This is a genomic window from Ilumatobacter nonamiensis YM16-303 (assembly GCF_000350145.1).
Lineage (GTDB): Bacteria > Actinomycetota > Acidimicrobiia > Acidimicrobiales > Ilumatobacteraceae > Ilumatobacter_A > Ilumatobacter_A nonamiensis.
Genome location: NZ_BAOL01000173.1, coordinates 41631 through 57962, shown reverse-complemented (window position 1 = coordinate 57962; position 16332 = coordinate 41631). Strand labels below are relative to the sequence as shown.

Below are 16332 nucleotides of genomic sequence, written 5' to 3'. Positions count from 1 at the left end.
CACCCGCCCGCCCGTCGAGTTCGTGGAACCGAAAGCGCGTCCGGCGTCGGATTCGGTCACACGAACGTCAGCACGCGGGGACGCGGAACCGCCATGGACGATCGACCGCCTTGCTGATTCCGATGCGTGGGCCGGTCAACGGATCGACCGGTGGTGGCAGTCCGTCGTCGGCGATCGTCACGCGGTCGCCGCCGACCAGATCGACGCCGTTGTCGGCGAGGTCGATCCCGAGCGCCTGGCACAGCTTCCCCGGACCATTCGCCAGCTCGGCGTCCGACCGGACACGACGCTCGCGCATCGTGTCGATCCCGTCGACGGGGACGACCGCGCGGATCAACACCGCCTGCCCACTCCCCTCGGGACCGGTCACGACGTTCGCGCAGCGATGGATTCCGTAGCTGAGATAGACGTACAGCCGTCCCGGCGCACCGAACATCACCCGATTCCGTTCGGTCGGGCCGCGGAACGAGTGACTTGCCGGATCGTCGGGCAGGTAGGCCTCGGTCTCGACGATCCGACCGGACACGACACCGTGACCAGAGCCCACACGGAGCAACTTGTTCAACAGGTCGGGAGCGACCGCCAGGGCGTCCCGCTCGAACCAGTCGCGCTCGACCGGACTCACGTCGTGGTCGTGACCAACTGGATCGCCTCGGCCTCGTCGACCAGCATCGCGCGGTAGGCGTCGACCTGTTCACCGCGTGCGTCCGGCCCCGCGGCGCCACGACTGGAGCGCATCTTCACGCCGACGCCTGGTCGAACGAGCGCCGCGCCGTCGGCACCCAACAGCGGGTCGGCGGCCACGAGTTCGGCCAGCGAACCCTTGCCGGCCAGGCACTCCTGCACATGAGCGCCGACGACCGCGTGAGCGTCACGGAACGGCATCCCGTTCCGGACCAGATACTCGGCCAGGTCGGTCGCGGCCATCGTCTCCTCGTCGGCGGCTTCCTCCATCCGGTCGGTGTCGAAGGTCGCGGTCGCGATCATGCCGGTCAGGGCGGCCACCGCGAGGGTGACCTGCTCGACCGAATCGAACAATGGCTCCTTGTCCTCCTGCAGGTCCCGGTTGTAGGCCATCGGGAGACCCTTCAACGTGGTGAGCAGCCCGGTGAGGTTGCCGATCAGGCGGCCGCTCTTGCCGCGGGCGAGCTCGGCGATGTCGGGGTTCTTCTTCTGCGGCAGCATCGACGAACCCGTCGCGTACCCATCGTCGAGACGGGCGAACCCGAACTCCGCCGACGTCCACAGCACCCACTCCTCGCCGATCCGCGACAGGTGCAGCCCGACCATCGCGAGGTCGAACACGGCCTCGGCGACGAAGTCCCGGTCACTGACCGCGTCGAGGCTGTTCTCGAACGCCTTCGCGAAACCGAGGTCCGCCGCGTTGCCCACCGGATCGATCGGGAGTGACGATCCGGCGAGCGCCCCCGCGCCGAGCGGGGACACGTCGAGCCGATCGATCGTGTCGAGCAACCGGCTCACGTCCCGCCCGAGCGCCCAACCGTGCGCAAGCAGGTGATGCGCCAAGAGCACCGGCTGGGCCCTCTGCAGGTGGGTGTATCCCGGCAGGTACGCGTCGCCGGCTTCGATCGCCTGCTCGAGCAGCGCCTGCTGCATCTCGACGAGACGCGCCGCAACATCACGCAGCTCGCGCTTGCACCAGAGGCGCAGGTCGGTCGCGACCTGATCGTTGCGCGACCGCGCGGTGTGCAGCTTGCCGCCCGCCGGGCCGGCCAGTTCGGTGACCCGCCGCTCGATCGCGGTGTGGATGTCCTCGTCGGACGGCGCAAACGCGAACGTCGCGGTCTCCATCTCGACGCCGACCGCGTCGAGCGCATCGAGCACATCGTTGCGTTCGTCGTCGCTCAGGAGACCCACTCGCGCCAGACCCCGCACGTGCGCCTTCGACCCGGCGATGTCGTCACGCCACATTCGCTGGTCGTACGGGAGGCTGACGGTGTAGGCGAGCAACGACTCCGACGGCCCGCCGGTGAAGCGGCCGTGCCAGAGCGTCTGAGCCTTGGCGGGCAGCTCCCCGTCGCGCGCGAATTCGTGCTTGTCGTCGAGATCCATGGGTTCCTTGTCAGTTCATTCCTGCGAGTTGGCGGAGCTTGTCGGCGAGGACCGAACCGTCTGGTTGGTCGGCGACACACATCAGCGTGTCGTCGCCGGCAACGGTGCCGATCATTCCCTCGATCCGGCTGCGGTCGAGAGCTGATGCCACGACGTGTGCACATCCGGGTGGCGTCCGCAGCACGACGATGTTGCCGGAGAGCGCAACTTCGGCGACCCACTCCCCCATCACCCTGCGGAGTTGGTCGAGCGGCGCGAACCGGTCGGGCTCGAACTGGGGGATCGCGTAGACCGTGTTGCCGCTTGCGACGCGGACCTTCACCGCGCCGATGTCGTCGAGGTCACGCGACACGGTCGCCTGCGTGGCCTCGATCCCCTGCGCGCCGAGCAGTTCGATCAGCTCGGGTTGGCTGGTCACTTCCTGCTCGCCGACGATCCGGACGATCACGGACTGGCGTTGCACCTTCGTGGTCATCGCGGGCTCACCCTGCGTTCGCTGCGAGCTGAGCTTCAAGGGCCTGGCCGATCATGGCGACCGCTTCGTCGATCTCGTCGTCGGACACCGTGAGCGGAGGCAGCAGTCGGATCGTGGTCGGGTTGACCGCGTTGACGATGAGGCCCGCCTCCAACAGATCGGTGTACGCCTGCTTGGCATCGAGTCCTTCCGCGAGTTCGATGCCGAGGATCAACCCGGATCCCCGCACACCGGTCACGCCAGGGACCGACGAGAGCGCCCACGCAAGACGTTCCCCTGCGCGCTCGGAGAGGGCCGGCGCATCGAGTCGCACCATTTCGTCGATGACCGCGTTGACGGCTGAGCAGGCGATGGCGGTTCCGGAGTAGGTGCTGCCGTGATCGCCCGGTTCGAACACCGCGGCCACGTCGCGCCGGGCCCAGCAGGCGCCGATGGGCATCCCGTTCCCCATTGCCTTCGCCAGGGTGACCACATCTGGTGCGACCCCGAAGTGCTCGAACCCGAACCACTTGCCGGTTCGGGCGAATCCCGTCTGCACTTCGTCGACGATCATCAACGCGCCGACGTCGTCGCACACCTCACGGACGGCACGGAAGTACTCCTCGCTCGCGGGGTTGACGCCGCCCTCGCCCTGGATCGGCTCGATCAGGACGGCGGCGACGGTGCCATCGACCGCGCCTCGCATGGCCTCGATGTCTCCCCACGCAACGTGACGGAAGCCTTCCGGCATCGGTTGGAACGGCTCGTGCTTCGTCGGTTGCCCCGTCGCCGCCAAGGTGGCGAGGGTGCGGCCGTGGAAGCTGCCGAGCGTGCTGACGATCGTGTGCCGGCCGCGACCACCGTGCTTGCGCGCGAGCTTGATGGCGCACTCGTTCGCCTCGGCTCCGGAGTTGGTGAAGAAGATCTGTCCGTCGTGGCCGGTCGCGTCGTGGAGCAAGGTGTTGACCTTCACCGCCGCTTCGGTCGCGACCGGGTTGGCGAAGAAGTTCGAGACGTGGAGCAGTTGCTCCGCCTGGTCGGCGATCGACTCGGCGACGATCGGATTCGCATGTCCGAGCGACACGACGGCCAGGCCCGCCAGGAAATCGAGATAGCGCTTGCCCTCGGAGTCCCAGAGTTCCGTCCCTCGACCTCGGTCGAACATGATCGCCGGCGGCCCGAAGACGGGCATGAACGGACACGCGTCCATCGGGGCGTGGTGAAAGTCGTGAGATGTCATGTGGGTACCACCATGGTTCCGATTCCGGCGTCGGTGAACAGTTCGAGGAGCAGGACGTGCGCGATGCGCCCGTCGAGGATGTGCGCGCCCTGCACTCCGCTGCGGACCGCCTGTTGGCAGCTGGCGACCTTCGGGATCATCCCGCCGGCGATCGTGCCGTCGGCGATCAGGTCGTCGAGCGCATCGGCGGTCGTCTGGCGGATCAGGCTGGCGGCGTCGGCCACGTCCGAGCGGAGGCCCTCGATGTCGGTCAGGTAGATCAACTTCTCGGCACCCAACGCCTCGGCGATCGCTCCGGCGGCGGTGTCGGCGTTGATGTTGAACGCCTGGCCGGTCTCGTCCGAACCGATGGTGGCGATCACCGGAATGAACTCGTCGTCCAACAGCCGCTCCACGACGGCCGGGTTGATCTCGGTGACGTCACCGACGAACCCGAGCCGTTCGTCACGCGCCCGCGCCCGGATCAGGCCGGCGTCCACACCGGACATCCCGACCGCGTAGTTCCCGTGCACGTTGATCGCCGCCACGAGTTGGGGGTTGACCTGCCCCTTCAACACCATGCGCGCGATCCCCACGGTTTCGGCGTCGGTGACCCGGAGACCGTCGACGAACTCGGTGGTCTTGCCCAACCGTGACATCAGTTCCGAGATCTGCGGACCGCCGCCGTGCACCACGACCGGCCGCATCCCGACGAGCCGCATCATCACGATGTCCTCGGCGAACAGGGCCAACGCATCGTGGTTCGAAGTTCCGGCGAGCGCGTTGCCGCCGTACTTGACCACGATCGTCTTGCCGGCGAAGCGTCGGATGTACGGCAGCGCCTCGACCAGAGTCTCCGCGCGAAGTGCGGATGCGTCGGGGGCGAACGTCACGGAGCGAGTCCGATCGTCGACAGCCCGGCCGTTTCCTCGAGACCGAGCGCGACGTTGGCTGCCTGCAGCGCGCCGCCCGACGCCCCCTTGGTGAGGTTGTCGATCGCGCACATCGAGATGACCGTGCCGGTGCGTTCGTCGAGACGAGCCGTGACGTGCGCGGCATTCGAGCCGAGGACCGATTTCGTCGCCGGGGCACCGTCGATCACCGACGTGAACGGTTCGTCGCCGTAGAACTCATGGAGCGCGCCCATCAGTCGATCCGGGGAGCAGTCGGCGGCGGGCCGGGCGTAGCAGGTGGCGAGGATCCCGCGGCTCATCGGGACGAGGTGCGGGGTGAACGTGACCTGCGCCCCGATCTCCTGCTCCATCTCGGGCGTGTGGCGATGGTGCAGCAATCCGTACGGCACGACGTTCGAATCGATGTTGGTGAACACGTTCGTCTCGGTCGGGTTGCGGCCGGCACCGGTGATCCCGGTGACGTTGTTGACGATGATGCCGTCGGCGTCGACCAGACCGGCCGCCACGAGCGGCCGGAGCGCGAGCGTGGCTGCGGTGACATGGCAGCCCGGTGTGGCGATCAGTCGGGAGCCGACCAGGTCGGCGCGGTGGAGTTCCGGCAGTCCGAACACGGCTTCGGCGAGGAGTTCGGGCTCGGAATGCTCGAAACCGTAGAAGTCGGGATACTGCTTCGCGTCCTTGAGCCGGAACGCCGCCGACAGATCCACGACGCACGGAACCTCGCCGACGATCTGCGGTGCGAGTTGCATCGACGCCTCGTGCGGGAGTCCGAGGACGACGAGATCGAGTCCGTCGACCAGGCCCGGATCGAACTCCGAGTACACCAGGTCGGGGTACGCGGTCGCGAGCGACGGATACAGGTCGGCCGCGCGGCGACCGGCCATCGAGTCCCCCGTCGCGACGACGAGTTCCAGGTCCGGGTGTGCCGCGACCAGTCGCAGGAGCTCCGCGCCCGTGAACCCCGACGCCCCGATGATGCCGACCCGCAGGCGTGCCTCGCTCATAGCTGCATGACCATACACGACTCTGCATGTTCATCCAAACAGCTGAGTCCCGTGGCGTCACGCCGACGGTAGTGCTCGCGGTGTCGGCGGGCCAGACTGAGGCGGTGTTCGCGATGTCACAACAGACGAAGGGTCGGCTGCTCGTCGCTACCCCTCCTCTGGCGGACCCGAACTTCGACCGGGCGGTCGTCTACGTGCTCGAACATCACGAGGACGGAGCGATCGGCCTCGTCCTCAACCGTCCGACCGACGAGGCGCTGTCCGAACCCCTCGACCGTTGGATCGAACTGCAGAGTGTGCCGTCGTCGGTCTTCGCCGGCGGACCGGTGGACACCAACGCGATGATCGGAATCGCGAGAACCAAGGATCTGCTCGATGAGTCGACCGAGCTCCTCACACCGATCAGCGGCCTCGTCGCCTCTGCCGACTTGTCGGCCGACCCGGCGATCGCCGCCGCGCACATCGATGCCGTTCGTGTGTTCCGCGGCTATGCCGGCTGGGGAGCCGGACAACTCGAATCCGAGATCGACGAGGGCGCGTGGTTGGTCCTCGACTCCGAGATCGGTGACGTGTTCTCCGACGTTCCGGAACAACTCTGGTACGACGTGTTGCGTCGGCAGCCGGGACGGCTGAGCTGGCTCGCGCTCGCCCCCGATGACCTCAGCTTGAATTGACGGACAACGCGGCGATCGCATCGTCGGCCCGTTCGACCGGGACCAACAGATGATCATGGTGGTACCCCGCGAGCACGTTGCACGAGATTCCCGCATCGCCGAGCACCTTCGAGAATGCTGCGGTCAAGCCGACGGCCTCGAGGCTCGATTGCACCGTCAACGACAACCATGCCATCTCGACCACGACCGGGAGCCCCGCCCGTCGCGCCGACTCGACCGGCAGCACCAGCGTCGTCAGCGTCCCCTCCTTGACCATGCCGTGAGATGCCGCGAGCAACCCCGGAGTCGGAACCTCGACCGCCACGAACGTGAACACACCGGGTCGACGCTCGACATCGAGCGAGGCGAGCATCGCCTCGAGGTCGGTGGATCCCGGTGCAGTCATGGCCTCAGCTTCGCAGTTCGGCACCCAGCTTGGTCGCCGCGGCCTCGATTCCGCGTCGGATCTCGGCGATGTCGGCATCCGTGAGGTTTCGCTCCTGGGACTGGAGGCGCAATCGATAGCCCAACGCGCGTGACCCGACGGACGCTTGGTCGCGGTAGTTGTCGAACAGGTCGAGGTCGACGAGGAACTTGCCGGCGCCTTGTCGCACCGCCTTCTCCAACTTCTCCGCGGGGACCGCCTCGTCGAGTCGGAAGGACACGTCGAGGTCGCTCGACGGGTACCGGCTCGTCGATTTCCACTGCGCCGGCTTCGGCTCGCGAGCCAAGAACTGATCGAGGTCGACCTCGAGGATCGCCACGCGTTCGGTCACGTCGAACGCAGCGAGGACCTCGGGGGCGACCTCGCCGACGGCTCCAAGTGGTTCCTTGCCGGCCTGGAGTGTCGCGCTGCGGGTCGCATGCAACCCGGCCGGGACGCGGGCCTGATCGATCCGCGCGCCGCCGCCGAGGGCAGCGGTGATCTCCCGCCAGACGGCCATCGCCGCCGGCGCGTCATGACCCGCGAGCACGACGGCGAGCGCCTCGAACTCGCCCGGCAGCTCACCGTCGCCGGGCGGGTAGACGTGGCCGATCTCGAAGAGTCGGGCACCGGTCCGACGGTGCGACTCGTTGAACGCGATCGACCGGAGCAGCCCGGGACGCAGCGACGTGCGCAGCACGCTCTCGTCGGACACGAGCGGGTTGGTGATCGCGATCGACTGCGCGTCGAGACCGGCCTTGGCCAGTGTGTCGGGAGCGAGGAACGGGTTGGGCATCGCCTCGGAGATCCCGAGGCCGAGCAGCACGTCACGGAGCACCCGCCGCCGCTGCTGGCGTACCGTCAAGCCGCCGTGGTCGGATGACTTCGGGACGCGCGACCCCAGCCGGGCGTAGCCGTAGTGGCGACCGACCTCTTCGATCACGTCGACCTCGGCGGTCGAGTCGAGCCTCCAGGTGGGCAGAGCGACGGTGCGCGTGTCACCCGATCCGGACACGGTGTATCCGATCGGATCGAGCAGGCTCGGGAGATCGTCGGCGGACAGGTCGGTGCCGAGAATGCGGTTGACGTTGGAGATCCGCACCTCGGCGGTGCGCTGCTCGGCCGGGAGGTGCTCGGATCGTGCGTCGACGGCACCGGCGTGGACGACCAGATCGGGGCAGGTCTCCGAGAGCAGTTCTGCGAAACGCGCGACTGCCAGTGGCATGCCGTACGGGTCGACACCGCGTTCGAACCGCTGTGAGGCTTCGGAACGGAGCCCCGAACGGGTCACGGTCCGGCCGATCCCGACGAGTTCGAACCATGCCATCTCGAGCGCGACGGTCGTCGTGGCGTCGGAGATCTCGGAGTCGAGGCCGCCCATGATCCCACCGACGCCGATCGGTGCATCGTTGGCGTCGCAGATCAGCAGGTCGTCGGTGGTGAACGTGCGATCCTCACCGTCGAGCGTCACGAGGTGTTCGCCGTCGGTCGCGAGGCGGATCCGGAAGCCACCGCCGCCGAGGGTCTCGAGGTCGTAGGCGTGGTTGGGCTGGTTCAGTTCGAGCATCACGTAGTTACTCACGTCGACCACGTTGCTGATCGGCCGCATCCCGGCGGCCGTCAGTCGGCGCTGCATCCAGCCCGCCGATTCTCCGACGACGACACCGGAGATGACCGTCGAGGTGAAACGCGCGCAACGGTCTCCGTCGACGATCTCCACGGGCGTCGTCCGCTCGTCGCCGGTGACGTCGATCGTTGGCGTCGGTGGCCGGAACTCCACGCCCATCTTGGCGGCGAGATCGCGGGCGATTCCGACGTAGCCCCAACAGTCGGGCCGGTTCCGCGTGACATCGGCGTCGATCAACACGTCCGGTCGGATGCCGAGCGCGTCGCCGTACGGAATGCCGAGCGGCAAGCCCGAGGGCAGGATGCGGATTCCGTCGTGGTCCTCGCCGAGGCCGAGTTCCCGGGCAGAACACAACATCCCTTCCGAATCGATGCCGAGGATGCCCCGGCGCTCGATCGTCATGCCGTTCGGCATCGTCGTACCGAGCGTGGCGAGCGGGACGATGTCGTCCTCGGAGATGTTGTCGGCGCCGCACCACACATGGCGTTCCTCGCCGTCGCCCGCGTCCACGTAGACGCGCTGGACCTTCGCGGCGTCGGGGTGACTCTGGAGGCGCAGGATGCGCGCGGTGACGACACCCTCGACGGTCTCGCCGACCGGGGTGATCGACTCGACCTCGAGGCCGAGCGCGGTGAGCTCGTCGGAAACCCGCTGAACGTCATCGGGGTTCGTGGGGTCGCCGAAGTCGCCGTAGTCGTTGAGCCAGGACAGGAGAATCTTCATCGTTCGCTCCCTCTCAGAACTGTTCTGCGAATCGGAGGTCGTCGGAGAACATCTCACGGATGTCGGCGACACCGTGGCGCATGATCGCCATCCGGTCGATCCCGAATCCGAACGCGAAGCCGCTCCATTCCTCGGGGTCGAGTCCGCCGGCGGTGAGGACGTTGGGGTGGACCATGCCGCATCCGCCGAGCTCGATCCACGAGCCGTCGGGGCGTTGGATGTCGAACTCCGCCGATGGTTCGGTGAACGGGAAGTAGCTCGGCCGCAGGCGCGAGTTCCAGCCCTTTCCGAAGAATGCTTTGGTGAACGCGTCGATCGTGCCGGCGAGGTCGGCCATCGAGATGTCCCGGTCGACGACCAAGCCCTCGATCTGATGGAACACCGGCATGTGGGTCGCATCCGGGGTGTCCCGGCGGAAGACTCGACCCGGCGCGATGACGTAGATCGGCGGCTCCTCGGTGAGCATCGTGCGGATCTGCACCGGCGACGTGTGCGTGCGCAGCACGGTTGTTCCGGGTCGGCCGCCGGGCGGAACGTGGTCCACGAACAGCGTGTCGAACTCGCCCCTCGCCGGGTGCCCTTCGCCCATGTTGAGCGCTTCGAAGTTGTGCCAGTCGGTCTCGACCTCGGGACCCTCGGCCACGCGGAACCCGAGTCCGACGAACACGTCCTCCAGCCGTTCCCACGCCTGCGTCACCAGGTGGGCGTGTCCACGAGCCGGTTTGCCGACGTACTCGGTCAGGTCGAGGCGTTCGTTCTCGACCTGCTGACGCATCGCATCTGCCGCAACGGCCGCACGGCGTTCGTCGAGGGCGGCATCGACCGCGCTCATCGCCTCGTTGATGGCAGCGCCGGCGACCTTCTTCTCGTCGATCGTGTCGAGCGAGCCGAGCCGCTTCTTCAGCCCGGCGAGTTCGCCCTTCTTTCCCGCGAAGCGGGTGGTCATCTCGGCGACCTCGTCGGGTGAGGTCGCGCGTGCGATGTCGGCGAGTGCCGCGTCACGGGCGGCAGTGATATCGGAAATCAAGAGGTGTCCTTTCGAAGGAACGGTGTGAGCAGGAGCGTTTCGGGAACCCCGGGGTCAGCCGGGGTACGGAAATCGCTGCAACCGCGTCGTCACGACTCCAAGCGTAGCCGCCGTCCTCGGTCCACACATCGTTTCATTTCGCCGCCGACGTCGGAGGGAAACCCGGAATGAACAGCTGGCGAACACCTGGTCCACACTCCCAGCGGAGCGAGTCCGCGTCCGTAGCGTCCGGCGCCGTGCGTCTCCACCACATGCTCGCCCTTCCCCTCGCGCTGGTCCTCGCCGTGTCCGCGTGCGGCGGTTCCGACGAATCCTCCGATCCGTCCTCGCCGGTCACCGACGCCGCTGCGGAACCGGCCGACACCGAGCCCGCCGAGACCACGGCTCCGCCAACGTCGGCCGAGGAAGCGACCACGACGGCCTCCCCGACCACCACGACAACGAGTACGACGACCACGACGCCGGCCCCGAAGGTGTTGGAGATCCTGGTCACGAACGACGACGGGATCCGCGCTCCCGGCATCGACACGTTGGTGGAAGCGCTTCGCGCCGTGCCCGACGTCGAGGTGGTCCTGGTGGCGCCGAGCGAGAACCAGAGCGGGTCGTCCGACACCACTACCGCGGGAGCGGTCACCAGCGCCGACGGAACGACGGCAACCGGGTTTCCGGGCACGGCGGTCATGGGCACGCCCGCCGACTCGGTCGGAGTCGCCCTCGGTGAACTGGGGCTGATGCCCGACCTCGTCGTCTCCGGCGTCAACTCGGGCCAGAACATCGGTCCGTTCGTCGACCTGTCGGGAACGGTGGGCGCTGCCCGGACAGCCGCGCGTGCCGGGGTCCCCGCAATCGCGGTCAGCTCCGGATTGGTCCCCGACGAGGCCGACGCGTCGTTCTCGGACGCGGCGGCGTACGTCGTCGCGTTCATCGCGGAGCACCGCGCCGACGACGGCTCGCTCGACCTGGCCGTGTCGGTCACCAGCGTGAACGTGCCGAGTTGTACCGACGGCGGTCAGATCCGCGGTCTCGTCGAGGTTCCCGTCGCCACGGCGTTTCCCGACGGGGCCGATCCCTTCGCCAGCGATTGCAACTCCGAGTCGACGGAACCGGCCGACGACTACGCCGCCGTGTCGACCGGATTCGCCAGCATCAGCGACGTCGGATTCTGATCACCCGACCGCTTCGGCCAGACGGATGCGATTGCCGTCAGGATCGGTGACCTCGAAGTCACGGGCCCACGGCATCTCGTCGGGAACCACACCGAAGTGTTCCGCGAGTGGGTCGATCTCGTCGACCCAGATGTAGAGAAGACCCGGTCCGGGTGCGTCGCCGGTGTGTTCGGAGAGGTGGATCAGCGCGCCCTCGCGTTCGAGCCCGACGTACGCCGGCATCCCCTCGTCGAAACGGTGTTCGAACACCTGCTCGAACCCGATCCGTGCGTACCACTCGACCGACACCTCGGCGTCGGCGACGCGGAGGATCGGAACCACCTGCGTCGTCATGGTTCGGCGACCTTGGCCAGGTCCGTCACGACCTCGGCGCCGATCGCTTCGAGGATCGTCGGTGGTGCGATCACCTTCTGGCTCCGATCGCCACCACCGAGAACGATCCTCGGGCGAGACAACACCCGCTCGTCGACCCAGATCGGAAGATCGGCGGGGAGCCCGAAGGGGGTGACGCCCCCAATCTGCATCCCGGTGAGATCAGCGGTCGCCTCCGCGTTCGCAAACGACGCCTTCTTCACCCCGAGCCGTTTGCGGACCACCTTGTTCACATCGAGTCGGGTGTTCGCCAGGACGACGCAGGCTGCGTGGACCGGCGGATCGGACTTGCCCACGACGACGATCGTGTTCGCCGAGTCGCCGAGTTCGAAGCCGTACGCCTCGCAGAACTGAGCCGTGTCGGCCAGATCCGGGTCGCACTCGAAGATCTCGTACTCCACGCCCGTGTGGTCGAGTCGTTCGGTCAGCGCGGCACCCATCCCGCACGAAGGTATCAACCGGGGTCGGACCCCGGTTGATACTCCGCTCGTTGGCGGGCGGCTTCGAAGACGATGATGGTCGCCGCCATCGCGACGTTGAGCGACTCGCTCCGACCGCGGTGGCGAATCGTCAACCAGGTGTCGATCGGACCGTCGTGGTCGTTCCATTCGTCGGGCAATCCGGCCGCTTCGTTGCCCATCACGATCGCGAGTCGACGAGTGAGGTCCGCCTCCGTGTGCGCCACCACCGTCCGGTCGGGAAACTCGTGGCTGCTGGTCCCTGCCAGTTCGAAGCCCGAGTCGGCGACCTCCTCGAGCGTCGCGACGAGAACCGGAACGTGGAAGACCGCGCCGGCCGACGATCGCAGCACCTTCGGGTTGAAGACATCCACCGACCCCGGCGTCAGCACGATCGCCTCCGCTCCCGCCGCCTCGGCCGAGCGCAGGATGGTGCCGACATTGCCCGGATCACCGACCCGGTCGAGGACGACGATGAACGAGGCCGCCGCGAGAACGGCCACCACGTCGTGGTCTCGCATCTTCGCGAGCGTGAGCGGTGCCTGCGGGGACTGGGTCGAGGCAACCCGCTCGAGCACTCCGGCGGCCAACTCGTTGACCGGCCCCGCACCCTCGACCTTCACCCCACTCCCCTCCGGGACGTACTGGGCGAGGCAGATCCATCCGGCCCGCACCGCCTCGGTCGAGAGGACCGGCCCTTCGATCACGAACTGTCGTGTCGCATGGCGCTCGCTCCGCCGACCCAACAGCTTCTTCAACTGCTGGACGTTGCGATTCGTCGCTCCGAGTCCGGTCATCGGGACCAGTGTGGCCGATGAGGTGTGGATGCGCCCGAAAACGCCGAAGGGGCCGTGCATGTGGCACGGCCCCTTCGAGATTCGGTGTTCGTTCAGCTGCTCAGAGAGCGGCCTTCGCGTTGTCCACCAGCTTGGTGAACGCCGCAGCGTCGGTGACGGCGATCTCGGAGAGGATCTTGCGGTCCACCTCGATGCCGGCAGCGTTCAGACCGGCGATGAACCGGCTGTAGCTCATGTCGTTCTGACGGCAAGCTGCGTTGATCCGCTGGATCCACAGCCGCCGCATCTCACCCTTGCGGGCGCGACGGTCGCGGAAGGCGTAGTTGCCCGACCGCATGACCTGCTCGTTGGCGGCCCGGAACGAACGGCTCTTGTTGCCGTAGTAGCCCTTGGCCTGCTTCAGAACCTTCTTGTGGCGGTTCGTCTTGGTGACGCCGCGCTTGACTCGTGCCATTGTTCTTCTCCTACTTCTGCTTCAGCGTCTCGATCAGCGCTCTGCGAGCAGACGCTTGATCCGCTTCGTGTCGCTGGGGTGCACGTCGACGTCCCGATCGAGACGGTGCTTCCGGCTCGACGACTTCGACTCGAACTTGTGCTGGTTGTTCTGCTGTTCGTGACGGAGCTGGCCCGTCCCGGTCTTCTTGAACCGCTTCGCAGCGGTCTTCGATGTCTTCATCTTCGGCATCTCAATCTCCTTGTGATTCGGCCGTTTCGCCTTCGGCCTCGGCGGCTGCTTCCTTCTCGGCAGCTGCCGCTGCTTTCTTGATGGCCTCCTGGGCCTGCTTGTCCGGTGAGAGCACCATCGACATCGCGCGACCTTCGAGCCGCGAGCGGCTGTCGAGCTTCGCTGCCGGACCGACGGCTTCGATCACGTCGTCGAGGATCTTCGCACCCAGCTCCGGGTGGGCCATCTCGCGGCCGCGGAACTGCAGGGTCACCTTGACCTTGTGACCGTCATCGATGAACCGGATGACGTTGCGGGTCTTGGTGTCGAAGTCGCCCTTGCCGATCTTGGGGCGATACTTCACCTCCTTGACCTGCACGTTGGTCGACTTCTTGCGGGCCTCTTTGGCCTTCTGATCTTCTTCGTACTTGAACTTGCCGTAGTCCATGATGCGACAGACGGGCGGTTTGGCTTGCGGGGCGACTTCGACGAGGTCGAGGTCGAGACCCCGGGCCATCCTCAGCGCCTCCGGCACCGGCTTGATTCCGAGTTGGTCACCACTCGGTCCGATCAGTCGGACTTCACGGCTTCGGATGCGGTCGTTGACGCGGTGTTGATCGCCACGCGGTTCTGGTCGTCGCGGTGCTATGAGACTTCACTCCTGTGCAATGGGCCTCCCCATGTTGAATGTTTCGGTGCTCGACGCGAAGTCCGCGGAGCGACCGACACTCAGCCGACCCGATGGGCCGGTGGTGGCTGTCTCAGCCTCAGTACCTGTGTCACGGTTTCGACGATCTTCTCGCCGGGGAGTGGACAGGTGGGGACTCGCGTCCCACTTCGCCTCAGTTGTGCCCCGGTAGGGTACCGCGCGTGAGCGACGAAACCTCTGAGCACGATTCCGCCGAAACCGCCGACGCCGTGGACTCCTCCGGCTTCTCCGGTGAGATCCCGGGTCTCGACGACCTCCAGTCCCAGTTCGAGCAGCTGTCGCCCGAGGAACAACAGGAGATCGCCGAGGCGCAGCAGGCGATGGAGGAGAGCCGCCAGCGACTCGCGTCGGTTCCGGCCGAGGTCGTCATCACCAACCATGTGATGGGCCTCTACGAACTGGCGGCCATCCACCTGTCCGCCGAGGAACCCGACCTCGCACAGGCCGCGCTCGCGATCGACGCACTCGCGTGCCTGGTCGACGGCCTGGGCGACCGCCTCGGCCCGGAAGCACCGACCATGGTCGGCGCCCTCCAGAACATCCGCCTCGCCTTCGTCCAGATCAAGGGCCAAGCAGCGCAGGCCGGCCAGCCAACCGACTGAGGCTCCCGCTCGACCCGGTCGACGGGGTCAGCCGTCGCTCGAGGCGAAGCGGCCGATCGGGGCGCGGATCACCCTGCCGTCGCGGACCACGACGTTCTCCTCGGCCAGCAGCTGCGCCTGGAGGCCGGGATCGGACGCGCGGATCACGCCGGCGACGTTGACGACGCGCCACCACGGAACGTCGACGTCGGTCGTGCTCAGGATGCGGCCCACGAGCCGTGACTGTCTCGGATATCCCGCGACCTCGGCCACGTCGCCGTAGGTGGTGACCTCGCCCTCCCCCAGCGACATCAGCACGTCGATGATCCGTCGCTCCCGTTCGGTGCGCGGATCGGTGTCGGTCACGACCGGATGTCGGCGGCCTCGTACCGGCCGAACTTGCCGATCAACTCGAACGTCACGGCGGTACCCACCGCAATGTCACGGGTCCCGTCGGCGATCTCGATGCAGTGGAATGCGTATCGATCATCACCGGACTCGACGACACCGAGGCCCACGGCGGCATCGAACTCGACGATGCTGCCGGACAGACTTCCGTTCCGATGCGCGGTCACGGGACGATCTTGGAGATCGGCAGCTCGAGGAGATCGGTTGCCCCCGCCTCGCGCAGCGCCGGGATCACCAGGTTGATCGTCCGCTTCTCGACCACCGACTCCACCGCGAATCCGCCGTCGGACAGCGGCGACACGGTCGGTGACTTCATCGACGGCAGGACCGCGAGGACCGCTGCCTTCTTCTGCTCGCTCACGTTGAGCTTCAGCAGCACCCGGCCGCGTGCGTCGAGCACGCCGTTCAGCAGGGTCATCACCTGCTTCATCGCCTTCTGCTTCTCCGGGTCGGCGAACGAGACCGGATTGGCGACGACTTCGGTGTAGCTCGTGAGGATCGTGTCGATCACCTTCAAGCCCGCCGCACGGAGCGCTCGGCCGGTCTCGGTGATCTCGACCACACAGTCCGCGATGTCGGGGATCTTCGCCTCGGTCGCTCCGTACGACAGCCGCACGTTCGCATCGACGCCGTTCTGTTCGAAGAACCGGCGAGTCGATTCGAGGTACTCGGTCTGCACTCGCACGCCGTTCGGGAGGTCCTTCACCGACTCGGCCGGCGAGTCACCGGCGACGGCGACGACCATCCGGATCGGGTTCCCCGTGTTCTTCGAGTACTTCAGTTCACCGAGACTCTCGACGACGCTGCCCGTCTCCTCGACCCAGTCGCGGCCGGTGATCCCGAGGTCGAACAGACCCTCGGACACGTAGGTCGGGATCTCCTGTGGTCGCAGGATGCGCACCGAGTCGATCCGCGGGTCGTCGATGTTCGCCTGGTAGTCGACCGACGACGACCGATGCACGGGGAGGTCCGCCGCTTCGAAGAGTTCGAGTGTCGCTCGTTCCAACGAGCCCTTCGGCAAGACCAGTTTCAGCACCCGAGCGAGGCTACCGGCGACCG

Annotated in this window: 21 protein-coding genes; 3 read left to right on the top strand and 18 right to left on the bottom strand. The window is 67.1% G+C overall.

The genetic code is table 11. The annotated features are described in order from the left end of the window. Window positions 1-67: 67 nt before the first annotated feature. From ON45_RS15540 to argC, 6 genes are read right to left on the bottom strand one after another with little or no spacing between them, the layout of a single operon-like run. Window positions 68-625, bottom strand: a complete 558-nt coding sequence (locus ON45_RS15540; RefSeq protein WP_040494907.1) for a DNA-3-methyladenine glycosylase — start codon at window positions 623-625, stop codon at window positions 68-70. Further along, window positions 622-2073: an argininosuccinate lyase gene (gene argH / locus ON45_RS15535; protein ID WP_040494906.1), complete on the bottom strand. Its 1452-nt coding sequence runs from the start codon at window positions 2071-2073 to the stop codon at window positions 622-624. Before argH ends, ON45_RS15540 begins: the two co-directional genes overlap by 4 nt. 10 nt (window positions 2074-2083) lie before the next feature. Next, entirely contained in the window at window positions 2084-2548 is a 465-nt protein-coding gene (gene argR / locus ON45_RS15530) for an arginine repressor (protein ID WP_051063164.1), read from the bottom strand. 7 nt (window positions 2549-2555) lie between these two features. Further along, complete coding sequence (locus tag ON45_RS15525; RefSeq protein WP_241432223.1) at window positions 2556-3767, bottom strand: aspartate aminotransferase family protein; 1212 nt, start codon at window positions 3765-3767, stop codon at window positions 2556-2558. Further along, on the bottom strand, window positions 3764-4639 hold the full coding sequence (argB, locus tag ON45_RS15520) for an acetylglutamate kinase (protein ID WP_040494903.1): 876 nt from the start codon (window positions 4637-4639) through the stop codon (window positions 3764-3766). Before argB ends, ON45_RS15525 begins: the two co-directional genes overlap by 4 nt. Continuing rightward, complete coding sequence (gene argC / locus ON45_RS15515) at window positions 4636-5664, bottom strand: N-acetyl-gamma-glutamyl-phosphate reductase (RefSeq protein ID WP_040494902.1); 1029 nt, start codon at window positions 5662-5664, stop codon at window positions 4636-4638. Before argC ends, argB begins: the two co-directional genes overlap by 4 nt. 113 nt (window positions 5665-5777) lie before the next feature. Between argC and ON45_RS15510 the strand changes: the two genes are divergently transcribed. Further along, on the top strand, window positions 5778-6338 hold the full coding sequence (locus ON45_RS15510) for a YqgE/AlgH family protein (protein WP_040494923.1): 561 nt from the start codon (window positions 5778-5780) through the stop codon (window positions 6336-6338). Here ON45_RS15510 and ON45_RS15505 read toward each other — a convergent pair. Genes ON45_RS15505 through pheS form a run of 3 tightly spaced genes read right to left on the bottom strand, consistent with a single transcriptional unit; the run spans window position 6325 to window position 10115 of the window. Continuing rightward, complete coding sequence (locus tag ON45_RS15505) at window positions 6325-6723, bottom strand: ACT domain-containing protein (RefSeq protein WP_040494922.1); 399 nt, start codon at window positions 6721-6723, stop codon at window positions 6325-6327. The two genes, ON45_RS15510 and ON45_RS15505, sit on opposite strands and share 14 nt — an antisense overlap. Window positions 6724-6727: 4 nt before the next feature. Further along, window positions 6728-9091 (bottom strand): phenylalanine--tRNA ligase subunit beta, encoded by a 2364-nt coding sequence (pheT, locus tag ON45_RS15500; RefSeq protein WP_040494901.1) that lies wholly within the window; start codon window positions 9089-9091, stop codon window positions 6728-6730. A gap of 13 nt (window positions 9092-9104) precedes the next feature. Further along, window positions 9105-10115, bottom strand: a complete 1011-nt coding sequence (gene pheS, locus ON45_RS15495; RefSeq protein ID WP_162833689.1) for a phenylalanine--tRNA ligase subunit alpha — start codon at window positions 10113-10115, stop codon at window positions 9105-9107. Between the two features lie 239 nt (window positions 10116-10354). Between pheS and ON45_RS21670 the strand changes: the two genes are divergently transcribed. After that, complete coding sequence (locus tag ON45_RS21670) at window positions 10355-11284, top strand: 5'/3'-nucleotidase SurE (RefSeq protein WP_148288718.1); 930 nt, start codon at window positions 10355-10357, stop codon at window positions 11282-11284. Here ON45_RS21670 and ON45_RS15480 read toward each other — a convergent pair whose 3' ends face one another. The 6 genes from ON45_RS15480 to infC form a co-directional block, all read right to left on the bottom strand. Further along, a complete protein-coding gene (locus ON45_RS15480; RefSeq protein WP_040494900.1) occupies window positions 11285-11617 on the bottom strand; it encodes a glyoxalase superfamily protein in 333 nt (110 codons plus the stop codon). After that, window positions 11614-12096 carry a YbaK/EbsC family protein gene (locus tag ON45_RS15475; RefSeq protein ID WP_040494899.1) on the bottom strand — a complete coding sequence of 161 codons (483 nt, stop codon included), beginning with the start codon at window positions 12094-12096 and terminating at the stop codon, window positions 11614-11616. The genes ON45_RS15480 and ON45_RS15475 overlap by 4 nt, the downstream gene beginning before the upstream one ends. A gap of 14 nt (window positions 12097-12110) precedes the next feature. Beyond that, window positions 12111-12911, bottom strand: a complete 801-nt coding sequence (locus ON45_RS15470; protein WP_158412445.1) for a TrmH family RNA methyltransferase — start codon at window positions 12909-12911, stop codon at window positions 12111-12113. A gap of 100 nt (window positions 12912-13011) precedes the next feature. Continuing rightward, window positions 13012-13365 (bottom strand): 50S ribosomal protein L20, encoded by a 354-nt coding sequence (rplT, locus tag ON45_RS15465; protein ID WP_040494898.1) that lies wholly within the window; start codon window positions 13363-13365, stop codon window positions 13012-13014. Window positions 13366-13398: 33 nt separating this feature from the next. After that, on the bottom strand, window positions 13399-13596 hold the full coding sequence (gene rpmI, locus ON45_RS15460; protein ID WP_040494897.1) for a 50S ribosomal protein L35: 198 nt from the start codon (window positions 13594-13596) through the stop codon (window positions 13399-13401). 1 nt (window position 13597) lies between these two features. Next, window positions 13598-14224 (bottom strand): translation initiation factor IF-3, encoded by a 627-nt coding sequence (infC, locus tag ON45_RS15455; protein ID WP_051063159.1) that lies wholly within the window; start codon window positions 14222-14224, stop codon window positions 13598-13600. 221 nt (window positions 14225-14445) lie between these two features. On the opposite strand from infC, the gene ON45_RS15450 reads away from it, so the two are divergent. Further along, complete coding sequence (locus ON45_RS15450) at window positions 14446-14886, top strand: hypothetical protein (RefSeq protein WP_040494895.1); 441 nt, start codon at window positions 14446-14448, stop codon at window positions 14884-14886. A gap of 27 nt (window positions 14887-14913) precedes the next feature. On the opposite strand, the gene ON45_RS15445 is transcribed toward ON45_RS15450, so the two are convergent. From ON45_RS15445 to hisG, 3 genes are read right to left on the bottom strand one after another with little or no spacing between them, the layout of a single operon-like run. Further along, window positions 14914-15231: an MGMT family protein gene (locus ON45_RS15445; RefSeq protein ID WP_040494894.1), complete on the bottom strand. Its 318-nt coding sequence runs from the start codon at window positions 15229-15231 to the stop codon at window positions 14914-14916. Next, a complete protein-coding gene (locus ON45_RS15440; protein ID WP_040494893.1) occupies window positions 15228-15440 on the bottom strand; it encodes a hypothetical protein in 213 nt (70 codons plus the stop codon). Before ON45_RS15440 ends, ON45_RS15445 begins: the two co-directional genes overlap by 4 nt. Then, window positions 15437-16309, bottom strand: a complete 873-nt coding sequence (hisG, locus tag ON45_RS15435; protein WP_040494892.1) for an ATP phosphoribosyltransferase — start codon at window positions 16307-16309, stop codon at window positions 15437-15439. Before hisG ends, ON45_RS15440 begins: the two co-directional genes overlap by 4 nt. Between the last annotated feature and the right edge of the window lie 23 nt (window positions 16310-16332).